Here is a 12,413-nt window from a genome sequence, read left to right as displayed (position 1 = left end):
TCAGGCCGGGACGGCCGGGGCACACAGTCCCGCCAGCCCCGGCACGGCCGCCCGGCCGACCTCCTCGGCGGTGGTGGGATCGTGCCAGCTCACCGCGGCGTCCTGGCCCACGTACAGGCGTGCGCCGCCCGGACCGCGGAGCAGACCGGTGACCGGGTCGCGGACGGGCCGCTCGGCGGCGACGCGGAGGCCCGCGAGGTCGACGACGCGCAGGGTTCGGCCGGCGCCGACGATCAGGCGGTCCCGGTCGGCCACCGCGTACGCGGGCCCGGTGCCGCCGGCCAGCGTGGCGGTGCGGCGCACCGTCAACTCCTCGGTGGAGATCTCCGCGACGGCGCCCGAGGTGACGTCGGTGACCAGCAGGCGGCTGCCGTCCGGGCTGAGCGCCATGGCGTGCCCGTTCGCCGGCCCCTCGCCGAACGGGTGTGGCAGGTCGATGCAGTACGCCCACCGGCCGCCGAGGTGCAGGGTGTGCACGAACGCGTGCACGTCGCCCGGCCGCCCGCTGACCAGGTCCCGGGTGTGCTGGTGGTCGGGCTGGTGGGTGTAGAGCGTGTAGAGGATGGTGCGGTTCGGGGCCAGCACCGCCTGCCGCCCGTCGCCGCGCATCTCCTCCTCCGCGCCGGCCGGGACGGGCCTCTTGTCCCGGGTGGACAACGCGGCGGCGGTGCCGGTGGCGAGGTCGACGACGCGGACCCGGTAGCGGTCCGGCGCGTGCGGCGGCAGCCACTCCAGCACGAAGAGCCCGGACCGGTCGTCGGTGAACGCCTCCGGCACCACGTTGCCCGGCAACCGGAGCCGGTGCCGGATCCCGTCGGAGTCGACGACCAGCACGGGCGTGACGTCCCGGGGGCCGGGACGTGCGGCGGTGACGCTCACCGCGTCCGGGGTCAGCGCCACCAGCGAGCCGTCGGTGGAAACCGTCTGCGGCACCCAGCGGCCGGGCAACGTGACGTGCTGCGAGGTGTGGCCGGTCGACACGTCGAGGCGCCAGCAGGCGGTGTCGGCTCCTTCCGAGGCGGTCGCGTGCACCACCCGCCCGTCCGGAGCGGCTACGGCGTGCGGGATCGTCTCCCGGTCCGTGCCGCGTAACAGGCCGACTCCGCCGTCGAGGTCGACCAGCAGTGGATCGGGGATCGCCGTGGGGGGACGTCGGGCCGGCTCGCAGCCGACCAGCGCAGCGGCGCCGGCGCCGGCGAGCGCGGTCAGGACGGTGCGACGCGGAAAGGTGCTCTTCGCCATCATGCTCCCCTGACACCACCGACCGGACGCGGGTTCCGGCGTGGTGGAACCGACGCCGGCCCGGCGGTGTCAACAGTGTGATCGAAGGCGGAGGTTGCCCTGAACGACGACGAGGCTGTCACCCGCGCGCGGGCAGGTGACCGGAAGGCGTACGAGTTTCTGGTCGCCCGGTACACCGCGGCCGCGTACCGGACGGCGACGCTGCTGGGCGCGGGTTCGGACGCGGAGGACGTGATCCAGGAGGCGTTCGTGAAGGGGTACCACAAGCTCTCCCGATACCGCGGGGAGTCGTCCTTCCGCTCCTGGCTGCTGGCGATCGTGGCCAACGAGACGCGCAACCTGCACCGGTCCCGCGACCGGCGCCACGGGCTCGTGCTGCGGGCGGCGACGGCGAACCCGCAGTCGGAGGTCGCCGAGGACGCCGCGGTCGGCACCGTGCTGGCCGGGGAGCGCCGCGCCGCGCTGGTGCGGGCCCTGCGCATGCTTCCGGTCAAGGACCGGGAGGTGATCGTCTGCCGGTACTTCCTCGACCTCAACGAGGACGAGACGGTCACGATGCTGGGCTGGCCCCGGGGCACGGTGAAGTCGCGGACCTCCCGGGCCCTTGCCAAGCTGCGCGGTCTGCTCGCCGTCGAGGAGGTCGCCCGTGGATGACCTGGAGCGCGAGCTGCGGGACCTGTCGGCCTGGCTGGAGACCCCCGACCCGCCCGAGGTGGTGACCCGGGTCCGCGCGCGGCTCGCCGCACCCAAGCGGCGCCGGTGGCGGTATCTGGTCGCGGTGGTGTCGACCGCGCTGGTGGTCGCGGCGCTGCCGCCGGGACGGGCCGCGCTCGCCGACGCCGTGGCGGGTCTGCTGCGCTTCGCCGGGATCACCATCAGCACGTCGTCCCCGCCGGCGCTGCCGACCGGCTCCCCGTCGCCGTTGCCGGCGCAGCGGCCGGCCGGGTTCGACGAGGCGCAGCGCGCGGTGCGGTTCCCGATCCGGGTACCGGCGAAGCTGGGCCCGCCCGAGCAGGTGCTGGTGGCCGACCCGGACAGCACCGGCAGCCACCGGGTCGCGACCCTGCTCTACCGGGGCGGCGCGCTGCGTCTGGACGCCTTCGACGGTCGCCTCGACGGGGTCTTCTTCAAGCAGGCGGGCGGGCCGGGCACCCAGTGGGTGCAGGTCGGTGAGGAGCCGGCGATCTGGATCGGCGGCCCACACCCGGTGTCCTACGTGGACCGCGACGGCGCGGTCCGGGTGGAGAGCGCCCGCCTGGCGGCCGCGACCCTGGTCTGGCAGGACGCGGGGGTCACCTACCGGCTCGAGGGCCAGCTCACCGCAGCCGAGGCCGTCGGGATCGCGGCCTCCCTGAGGTGACGTGCGGCAGGCCGGGAGGGCCGTGGAAAGCCCTCCCGGCCCGCCCGGTCAGGACAGCATCGCGATCACGGCCCTGGCCTGGTAGGTGAGCGTCGCGTACGCGGAATCGGAGACCCGGCTCGGGCGCTTGACCTGCCCGAGGTCCCGGACGAAGCGCTCCAGCGCCCGGACCGCCGCGGACTGCCGGCCCCGGTCGAGCTGGTACTCGGCCTCGACGAGCGCCACCTTCAGCCGCAGCACCACGAGGCCGGACACCTCGCCCGCACGGACCTGCGCGTCGAGCTGGTCGCCGAGCGCGGCGACGCTGCCCGGAGCCCAGATCTTCGGCACCGGCACCTGGGAGAAGTTGATGTCCGAGCCGAGGTAGAAGCTCGGGTACGACGGCTGGTTGTACGTCGTCTGTTGCCGGGCCACCTCGGCACGGTACTGCGGATCATGCATGAGCGTGTACAGCTTGCGGTCGGTCACCTCGGTGCTCAGGTAGATCCGGATCGCCGAGCTGTCCGCCGTCCGCACCAGCATCTCCTCCCGCCAGTCGCCGAAGACGTCGGCGACGAGGCCGGGGTTGCCCTTCGTGTGGTTGTTCGTGCGGGTCCCCTCGGCGGTGAGCAGGGTGCCGCGTCGCCAGTCGCCGATGGTCGGCGTGACCTCCAGCGAACCGCCGACGATCTGGGTGGTCATGTCGGCGGCCCACCTGATGCTCTGGTTCGTGCCGGGCACCCGGTCTCCGAGTCGCGCCCCGTCCGCGCCGCGCAGCCCGAGGCCGCTGATCGACCCGGAGGGCTGCGAGCACCAGGTCTCCAGGCCGGGGTGCTCGGGGACGACGTCACCGATCATGCCGCGACCGGTGTCGACTCCGGTGTAGCCACCGTAGATCAGCTGGCCGGTGGCGCCGTCGCGCAGGCTGTAGCCGTACGGCGCCCACCGCCCGCCCTCGTGCACCTCGTAGATCTCCAGCCCTGGACGGCCGGGGTCGATGTCGGTGACGTGCATGGCGTCGCCGTGACCGATCCTGGCCGACGCGCCGGGGTCGGCGCTCTCCGGCGGCATGGGCCCGAACGAGCTGTACAGCAGGGTGCCGTCATGGTCGATGGTGGCCCCGCCGTAGACGATCTCCTGCTTGCCGTCGGCGTCCACGTCGGCCGCGCTGAGCGAGTGCTGACCCTGGGTCGTGATCGTGCCGAACCGCGGGTCGGCGCCGTCCCGGCCGTGGGGGCTGTCGTTGAACGGGTTGGTCATGGGCGTCCACCCACTGTCGACGTACCAGTTCTGCGTCAACCGCTCGCCGTCCCAGCGGTAGGCGGCGAGCGTCGAACGCGTGTAGTAGCCACGGGCGAAGACCGCCGACGGGCGGCGGCCGTCCAGGTACGCCACGCCGGCGAGGAACCGGTCGACCCGGTTTCCCGGCTCGATGCGCGCCATCGCGTAGTCGCCCCACCTGAGGCCGTCGTCGTGCCGTCCGGGCTGGTAGTCGACGGTGTGCAGGTCCCGTCCGGTGGCGCCGTCGAAGACGGTGAGGTACTCGGGCCCGTGCAGGATGAAGCCCTGGAACGCCCGCAGGTTGTTGCGGGTGCTGCGACTGGGGGCGTAGACGTCCATGAAGTGGTCCGCGAGGGCCTGCGCGTCCTGCTGCGACAGCGGGTACTGGTAGCGCGGCTCGATGCCGAAGGCCTGCTCCAGGGTGGCGGGCCAGCGTCCGGCCACCACCTCGGGGTGGCGGTGCCACTGCCGGAACATCTCCACCACGTGCTCGTAGTAGTCGGTCGGACTGAGGCGGTAGTCGTCGGTGTGCGAGACGCCCGCCCGGACGTCCTTCTGCGGGAGTTTGATGTACCGCTCGGAGATGACCTCGCCGGTCGTGGCGTACCGGGTGATCTTCGTACCGGGCGCGGTCTTGAACATCATCTCCGAGCGGCCGTCGCCGTCGAAGTCGTAGACCAGGAACTGGGTGTAGTGCGCGCCGGCGCGGATGTTGACGCCCAGGTCGACGCGGTACAGCAGCGTGCCGTCCGACTCGTACGCGTCGATGAGGACGTTGCCGGTGTAGCCGACCTGCGAGACGTCCTTGGCGTTCGACGGATCCCACTTGACGATGTACTCGTACTGGCCGTCGCCGTCGACGTCGCCGACGCTGAGGTCGCCGGCGGAGTAGGTGTAGCTCTCCCCCGCCGGGGTGACGCCGTCGGCCGGCTTGCGCAGCGGCAGGTCACGGAAGGCATCCGACCAGGCGGTCACCGTCGCGCTCCGGTCGACCTCGTGCCCGTCGGCGACCGCCGCCACCCGGTACCTGGCCGTGGCGGTGCCGGCCCGGTCCAGGTAGTTGGTGCTGTCGGTGACCGTCGCGATCCGCTTGCCGTCGCGGTAGACATGGAAGTTCGACCCGGTCATGCCGGTGGCGGAGGCACCGGTGACCTCGTGCCCGAGCAGGCGCCAGCTGAGGAAGACGCCGTCGCTGGTGGTCGCGGCGACCAGCCCGCGGTCGAGGTGCTCCAGTTGGACGCGGCCGGAACCGCCGCGTCCAGGATCGGCCGAGGCCGGGAGGGATGCCACGGGCACGGCGATGGCGCAGACAGCCGCCAGCAGTGCCCCTGATGTCGCGGCGAGTCCGCGACGGGATCTGGTGCGAGGACTCATCTGGTCTCCTGGGTCGATGCCGGGCGCGGCCGATGGTGGTCCAGCGGACCTCTGCCGGCGCGGGGTGCCCGACGGGGCCGGATGCCAACACTTCGTGAAACGTTTTAAGGATCAAGGATTTAGATATATTAGCGGCCCTCGGCTCCTGGCGACACGGCCCGGAAAGACGACATCGCCGACCCCGGCGGTTTCTCTCCACCGATCGGGGACGGCTGCGCAACAACGGCGGCAGGGCCGGCGCACTCCCGTCCCTCACGGAGTGTGCGCCGGCCCTGCCGCCGGTGTTGATGAAGTTGGTGGGGTGGACGCCGACGGGTGGGGCCGGCTGGCCCGACCCGTGGCGTACCGCGTCAGCGGGCGGCGCCGGCGCGGCGCTTGTTCCAGACGTCGAAGGCCACGGCGATGAGCAGCACGAGCCCCTTCACCACCGACTGCAACGACTGGTCCACGCCCATGAGCTGCATACCGTTGCTCATCACCGCCATGATCAGGCCACCGACCATGGCGCCGACGACCGTGCCCACCCCGCCGGTGACTGCCGCGCCGCCGATGAACGCCGCGGCGATCGCGTCGAGTTCGAACATGTTGCCGGCGGCCGGCTGCGCGCCGTTGGAGCGGGAGGAGTAGATGACCCCGGCGATGGCCGCCAGGAAGCCCATGTTGACGAACATCCAGAAGTTGACCGTCTTGACCTTCACGCCCGACAGCGTCGCCGCCGACAGGTTGCCGCCGATCGCGTAGACCTGGCGACCGAAGACGGTACGCCGGGTCAGCAGCCCGTAGACCAGGACGAGGACCGCAAGGATGATCAGCACGATCGGCAGTCCCCGGGCGTGGGCCAACTGCCACGCGAAGTACATGATGACGGCACCGACGGCGACCACCCGGGCCACGAAGAGCGGGAACGACTCGACGGGCTGCTGGTAACGGACGCGGGCGACGCGGGTGCGGAAGCCGCTGACCGCGTACCCGGCCACCGCGAGCGCGCCGACGAGCAGGGTGAAGGCGTCATAGCCGTCTCCACCGATCAGCCCGTTGAGGAAACCGGCCGCGACCTGCTGGTACTCGGCCGGGAACGGCGACAGCGAGATGTTGTCGAGCACCCGCAGGGTGAGCCCGCGGAACAGCAGCATGCCGGCCAGGGTCACGATGAACGCCGGAATCCCGACGTAGGCGACCCAGAAACCGTGCCAGGCACCGACCGCGACACCGACGGCCAACGCGGCCAGGATGCCGACCCACCAGGGTTGCCCCTGCCGGATGACGAGCACGGCGGAGACCGCGCCGCTGAGCGCGACCACCGACCCCACCGACAGGTCGATGTGACCGCCGATGATCACGATCACCATGCCGATCGCGAGGACCAGGATGTAGGAGTACTGCAGGACGATGTTCGTGATGTTGCCGGGGCTCAACGAGACGCCATCGGTCATGATCGCGAAGAGCGCGACGATGACGACCAGCGCGACGTAGATCCCGCTCTGCCGCAGGTTGCCCATCAGCAGCGTCCGCACGTCGCTGGCCCCGGTGTGCAGGGCCGCGGCGGGGGTACTGCCGGAGGAGGCGGTGGGCCGCGTCGAGGGGTTCTTGGTGCTGGTCATCCGACGGGCTCCTTGTCCTTCGTCATGAGCTCCATGAGGTTCTCCTGGGTCGCCATACCGATCGGCACCTCACCGGTGATCCGTCCGGCGGAGAGGGTGTAGATCCGATCGCACATTCCGAGCAGTTCCGGCAGTTCCGAGGAAATGACGATCACGGCCTTCCCGTCGGCCACCAGCCGGTTGATGATCGTGTAGATCTCGAACTTCGCTCCGACGTCGATACCGCGCGTCGGCTCGTCGAGGATCAGTACGTCCGGATCGGTGAACAGCCACTTCGACAGCACCACCTTCTGCTGGTTGCCGCCGGAGAGCTTGCCGACCACCGCCATCACACTCGGGGTCTTGATGTTCAGGTCGCGGCGGCTCTGCTCGGCGACCTTGATCTCCTCGTTGCCGTTCACCCAGCCCAGCCGCGCGAGCTTGCCCAACGCGGCGGCGGAGACGTTACGGCGGATGTCGTCAATGAGGTTGAGACCGAAGCGCTTGCGGTCTTCGGTGACATAGGCGATGCCGTTGTCGATCGCCTCGGCCACGGTACGGGCCTTCACCTCCCGGCCTCGGACGATCAGGCGACCCCTGATGTCGCGTCCGTAGGACCGACCGAAGACACTCATCGCCAGCTCGGTGCGCCCGGCACCCATCAGCCCGGCGATGCCGACCACCTCGCCGGCCCGGACGCGCAGGTTGACGCCCTCGACGACCAGACGGTCCTGGGTGGGGTGCCGCACGCTCCAGTCCTCGATGCGCAGCACCTCCTCGCCCGGGGACGACACCCGGTCGGGGTAGAAGCTGTCGAGGTCACGGCCGACCATGCCGCGGATGATCCGCTCCTGGGTCACCCCGCCGGAGCGCACGTCGAGCGTCTCCACGGTGCGACCGTCGCGGATGACCGTGGTGGAGTCGGCGATCGCGGTGATCTCGTTCAGCTTGTGGGAGATCATGATGCAGGTGATGCCCTGCTCCCGCAGCCGACGCAGCAGATCGAGCAGGTGCGCCGAGTCCACGTCGTTGAGGGCCGCGGTCGGCTCGTCGAGGATGAGCAGCCGAACCTGCTTGGACAACGCCTTGGCGATCTCCACCAGTTGTTGCTTGCCGACGCCGAGCTGGATGACCGGAGTGACCGGGTTCTCGCGAAGCCCGACGGACTCCAGCAGGGTTCCGGCGTCGGCGTTGGCCCGGTTCCAGTCGATCAGGCCGCCGCGCCCGCGCCGCTCGTTGCCGAGGAAGATGTTCTCCGCGATCGACAGGTACGGCACCAGGGCGAGTTCCTGGTGAATGATAACGATGCCCTGGGCCTCGCTGTCCCGGATGCCGCGGAAGTGCACGGGCTTGCCGTCGAAGACGACTTCCCCCTCGTAGGAGCCGGATGGGTAGACGCCCGACAGCACCTTCATGAGGGTGGATTTGCCGGCGCCGTTCTCGCCGCAGATGGCGTGGATCTCGCCGCGCCGCACCGCGAGGTTGACGTCCTGGAGGGCCGTCACCCCGGGGAACCTCTTCGTGATGCCGCGCATCTCGAGGATGGTGTCGTCCATGGTCATCGTCCTGATCGTCGATCCTGGTCGTACTGCGAAATGGGGTGCGGGCCCGGCGGCCGTGGTCACCGGGCCCGCACGGTCGGGTCAGCTCTTGGCCTGGCCCGAGGCGACCTCCTCGGCCGACCAGTAGCCGGAGTCGATCAGGACCGGCTTGATGTCGTCCTTGTAGACCGTCTGCACCGGCAGGAGGAACGACGGGACGACCTTCACCCCGTTGTCGTAGGTCTTGACGTCGTTGGCCTGCGGCTCCTTGCCCTGCAGGTACGCCTCCGCCGCGACCACGGCCTGCTCGGCCAACAGACGGGTGTCCTTGAAGATGGTGGAGCCCTGCACGCCGTCGTTGATCAGCTTGACCGAGGCGATCTCCGCGTCCTGGCCGGTGACCACCGGCATCTTCTTGCCCGCGCCACCGTACCCGGCGTTCTGCAGCGCGGTGATGATCCCGCGGGACAGGCCGTCGTACGGCGACAGGACGCCGTCGATCTTCGCGCCGTCGTTGTAGGCGGAGGTGAGCAGGTCCTCCATGCGCTTCTGCGCGGTCTCCTGCTGCCAGCGCAGGGTCGCCACCTGCTCGATCTTCGTCTGGCCCGACTTGACCACCAGCGACTTGTTGTCGATGTACGGCTTGAGGGTGTCCATCGCGCCGTTGTAGAAGAAGTGGGCGTTGTTGTCGTCCAGCGAGCCGGCGAAGAGCTCGACGTTGAACGGCCCGGTCGCCGTGCCCTTCGACCCGTCCTTGTTCTGCAGGCCGAGGCCGACCAGCAGGGCGGTCGCCTGGGCGACGCCGACCTTGTAGTTGTCGAAGCTGACGTAGAAGTCGACGTTCTTGCTGTCCCGGATGAGCCGGTCGTACGCGATGACCGGGATCTTCGCGTCCGCTGCCGTCTGCAGCTGGCTGGACAGCGCGGTGCCGTCGATCGCCGCGATCACCAGCACGTCCGCGCCCCGGGTGATCATCTGGTCGACCTGCTGGGACTGGGTCGGGATGTCGTCGCCCGCGTACTGCAGGTCGACCTTGTAACCCTTCGACTCGAGCTTCTGCTTCACGGCGTTGCCGTCCGCGATCCACCGCTCGGAGGTCTGCGTCGGCATCGAGACGCCGATCGTCAGATCGGCCGGCTTCTTGTCGCTGGTGTCGCCACCACTACCGGCACCCTCACCACCACAGGCAGCCAGGGTCAGCGCCAGCGCAGCGCTACCCACAGCAGCCAGGAATTTCCTGCTCACAGGCTTGCTCCTCTCGAAACTCCCACCGACGGCAGGGCCGCACCGGTAACACGTTCAGGGGCTGAGTGTTAGCGCTCACAAAGGGATCGTCAACGGGTGCGGCGAAATCTCTACGTCACGGTCTCGTAACAGGGGCAAGAGCGATGGAAAGGTGTCATTCGCGCTGGGGCACGCCCGTCGATCAGGCCGGCGGCGCGGCGACGCTGTCCCGGATCACCAGGGTGGGAGCGATGGTCTGGCGCAGCTCGCCGCCGCTCTCGCCCTCGATCTGGGTCAGCAGCAGATCGAGGCTCGCCCGAGCCACCGCGGCGAAGTCCGGCCGCACCGTGGTCAGCGGCGGGATGAAGTACGCGGCCTCGGGCACGTCGTCGAACCCCACCACGCTGATCTCGTCCGGCACCCGCCGGCCGTACTCGTGCAGGGCGCGCAGCACGCCGAGCGCGAGGTGGTCGTTGGCGGTGAACACGGCCGTGACCTCAGGCATCCGCGCCAGCATCTGCCCGCACCGGTACCCGGAGGATGCGGACCAGTCCGCGGGCACCGGCGTCGGCACCTCGGCCCCCGCCGCCAGCAGCGCCTCCCGCCAGCCCTTGATCCGGCCGGCGCTGTCGAACCAGTCGGCCGGGCCGGACACGTGCCAGACCGTGCGGTGCCCCGCGTCGAGCAGATGCTGGGTGGCCTGCCGTGCGCCGGCCGCCTGGTCGACCGTCACCAGCGGGACCAACCGGCGCGGGTCGCCGTCGACGGTGACCAGCGGCACCTCCTTCGGCAGCCGCTCCAGCGCCGGACCGGCCGACTCGACCGGCGCGATCACCACGATGCCGGCGACCCCGTGCGCCAGGTGCCGCTCCACCACCGCCGAGATCGACCGGTGGTCCAGGTCACGAACGCTGCCCACGCTGACGGCGAAGCCGGCCTCGGCGGCGACCTGCTCCAGGGCGGCCAGCAGGGAGGCCGGGCCGTAGAGGGTGGTGTTCTGCGCGACCACGCCGATCACCTGCGAGCGGCCGGTGACCAGGGCACGGGCGGCCCGGTTGGGCCGGTAGCCGAGCTCGGCGATGGCCGCCTCGACCCGCAGCCGAGTCTGCTCGCGGACGTAGGGGTGCCCGTTGAGCACCCGCGACACCGTCTGGTGGGAGACGCCGGCGAGACGGGCCACATCGGTCATCGCCGGACCGCGTACCGCCATCTCGCTACCCCACCTGCCCCTTGGTCACCCCGTCCGTGGCGGACCGGGGCATCACTGCCCGGTCGTCTCCCGGCACCCGAGGTGCACGTCTCATCGGGCGGAGAGCGCTGGCAGGGACACTCTACGCCAACCGGTGACGCGGCAGCGTTACGCCCGACCCGCCCGGTGGGCCGGGCGTCAGGCCGGTTCAGCGGACGCAGGACGCCTCACGCGCGGTGGCCACCAGCTTTCGACGTCGGCGGGGCCGAGCATTCCTGCCGCCGCCCAGACCGTGATGATCGTCGTTGGCCGGGTCGCCGCAGCGGCCGGTTCTCAAGGTCGCGGAGCGACGAGAGGGCCGCCGACAATGTTAGCGATAACATTCCTCTCGCCACGGCGAGTTCGGACCGTCGACGGTGGGCGGGGGCGGCCAGCCGGTCACCTCCCATCCGTCCGGCGGCGGGCAACAGCACCCCTGCACACCGACCCGCCATCCTCTATATTGACAAAAGTCACTTTGGTGGAGGTGGTCGTCGTGCGCGTACGGTCGATGATGGTGACAGCGGTCGTCGCCGGTTGCACGGTCGCCGGTCTCGGAGCCGGCGCGCTCGCCCGGACGACGTCGGCCGCTCCCTTCGGCGGAGACGGCTCGACGCTGGCCGTCGGCGATTTCGACCTCACCCGACCGGAGACCGTCGCCACCGGTCTGACCGTCCCCTGGGGGATGGACTTCCTGCCCGACGGCAGCGCCCTGGTGGCGATGCGCAACTCCGGCCAGATCCTCCGGGTCCGGTCCGGGCAGTCCCCGGAACCGGTGGCCCAGATCTCCGGCGTCGCCGCCAGCGGGGAAGGCGGCCTGCTCGGGTTGGCCGTCTCCCCCACCTACGCCCAGGACGGTTACGTCTACGTCTACCTGACCACCACCTCCGACAACCGGATCGTCCGGTTCCGGCCCACCGCGCCGCAGACCCAGCAGCCAATCCTCACCGGCCTGGCCCGGGCCAACGTCCACAACGGCGGCCGGATCGCGTTCGGCCCGGACGGGATGCTCTACGCGGGAGTCGGCGACGCCGGGCAGACGGCAGCCGCGCAGGACCCGCGGAGCCGTAACGGCAAGATCCTGCGTATGCGGCCGGACGGCTCGGCACCCCCGGACAATCCCTTCCCCGGCTCCCTGGTCTACAGCCTCGGCCACCGCAACGTGCAGGGCCTGGCCTGGGACGCGCAGGGCCGGCTGCTCGCCACCGAGTTCGGGCAGAACGCGTGGGACGAGGTGAACGTGATCATCGCCGGCGGCAACTACGGCTGGCCGACGGTCGAGGGCCGCGGCAACGACCCACGGTTCCGCGACCCGCTGCTGGTCTGGTCGACCGCCCAGGCATCCCCCAGCGGGGCGGCGGTGGCCGGCAACCGGCTCTACGTGGCCGCCCTGCGCGGCGCCCGGTTGTGGAACGTACCGCTCGCCGGCACCGGCGTCGGTACCCCGGTGGCCGAACTCGTCGGCACGTACGGACGGCTGCGGACCGTCGAGTACGGCCCGGACGGCTGGCTCTGGGTCACCAGCAGCAACCGGGACGGGCGTGGGTCCCCGGCAGCCACCGACGACCGGATCCTGCGCTTCCCACCGCGCGACACCACCCCGC

General features: G+C 70.8%; 9 protein-coding genes. 3 read left to right on the top strand and 6 right to left on the bottom strand.

The window, feature by feature from the left end; translation table 11 throughout:
* Positions 1–1,242: a YncE family protein gene (locus E1182_RS03475; protein WP_132261192.1), complete on the bottom strand. Its 1,242-nt coding sequence runs from the start codon at positions 1,240–1,242 to the stop codon at positions 1–3.
* A gap of 99 nt (positions 1,243–1,341) precedes the next feature.
* Between E1182_RS03475 and E1182_RS03470 the strand changes: the two genes are divergently transcribed.
* Together E1182_RS03470 and E1182_RS03465 are read left to right on the top strand one after the other, a co-directional pair.
* On the top strand, positions 1,342–1,896 hold the full coding sequence (locus E1182_RS03470; RefSeq protein WP_132261154.1) for an RNA polymerase sigma factor: 555 nt from the start codon (positions 1,342–1,344) through the stop codon (positions 1,894–1,896).
* A complete protein-coding gene (locus E1182_RS03465) occupies positions 1,889–2,602 on the top strand; it encodes a hypothetical protein (protein ID WP_132261153.1) in 714 nt (237 codons plus the stop codon). Before E1182_RS03470 ends, E1182_RS03465 begins: the two co-directional genes overlap by 8 nt.
* A 48-nt stretch (positions 2,603–2,650) precedes the next feature.
* On the opposite strand, the gene E1182_RS32790 is transcribed toward E1182_RS03465, so the two are convergent.
* From E1182_RS32790 to E1182_RS03440, 5 genes are all read right to left on the bottom strand, one after another.
* On the bottom strand, positions 2,651–5,152 hold the full coding sequence (locus E1182_RS32790) for a rhamnogalacturonan lyase (RefSeq protein WP_305792119.1): 2,502 nt from the start codon (positions 5,150–5,152) through the stop codon (positions 2,651–2,653).
* 434 nt (positions 5,153–5,586) lie between these two features.
* Positions 5,587–6,837: a multiple monosaccharide ABC transporter permease gene (gene mmsB / locus E1182_RS03455; RefSeq protein WP_132261151.1), complete on the bottom strand. Its 1,251-nt coding sequence runs from the start codon at positions 6,835–6,837 to the stop codon at positions 5,587–5,589.
* Positions 6,834–8,372: a multiple monosaccharide ABC transporter ATP-binding protein gene (gene mmsA / locus E1182_RS03450; protein WP_132261191.1), complete on the bottom strand. Its 1,539-nt coding sequence runs from the start codon at positions 8,370–8,372 to the stop codon at positions 6,834–6,836. Before mmsA ends, mmsB begins: the two co-directional genes overlap by 4 nt.
* Positions 8,373–8,459: 87 nt before the next feature.
* Positions 8,460–9,602, bottom strand: coding sequence for a multiple monosaccharide ABC transporter substrate-binding protein (gene chvE / locus E1182_RS03445; RefSeq protein ID WP_132261150.1), 1,143 nt, complete (start codon positions 9,600–9,602; stop codon positions 8,460–8,462).
* Between the two features lie 181 nt (positions 9,603–9,783).
* A complete protein-coding gene (locus E1182_RS03440; protein WP_132261149.1) occupies positions 9,784–10,791 on the bottom strand; it encodes a LacI family DNA-binding transcriptional regulator in 1,008 nt (335 codons plus the stop codon).
* Positions 10,792–11,305: 514 nt separating this feature from the next.
* Here E1182_RS03440 and E1182_RS03435 point away from each other — a divergent pair.
* Positions 11,306–12,413, top strand: a 1,108-nt coding sequence (locus tag E1182_RS03435) for a sorbosone dehydrogenase family protein (RefSeq protein ID WP_243706008.1), incomplete at its 3' end; no start/stop codon positions are given.

This window comes from Micromonospora sp. KC721 (genome assembly GCF_004348355.1).
Classification (GTDB): domain Bacteria; phylum Actinomycetota; class Actinomycetes; order Mycobacteriales; family Micromonosporaceae; genus Micromonospora.
Note: the sequence above shows the minus strand (reverse complement) of the source record. Positions and strands in the feature narration are given on the sequence as shown.

Bases quoted from the DNA above. Each gene is read 5' to 3' on its own strand.
- E1182_RS03475 (WP_132261192.1), bottom strand. From the start codon at position 1,242: ATGGCGAAGAGCACCTTTCCGCGTCGCACCGTCCTGACCGCGCTCGCC.
- mmsB (WP_132261151.1), bottom strand. From the start codon at position 6,837: ATGACCAGCACCAAGAACCCCTCGACGCGGCCCACCGCCTCCTCCGGC.
- mmsA (WP_132261191.1), bottom strand. From the start codon at position 8,372: ATGGACGACACCATCCTCGAGATGCGCGGCATCACGAAGAGGTTCCCC.
- E1182_RS03440 (WP_132261149.1), bottom strand. From the start codon at position 10,791: ATGGCGGTACGCGGTCCGGCGATGACCGATGTGGCCCGTCTCGCCGGC.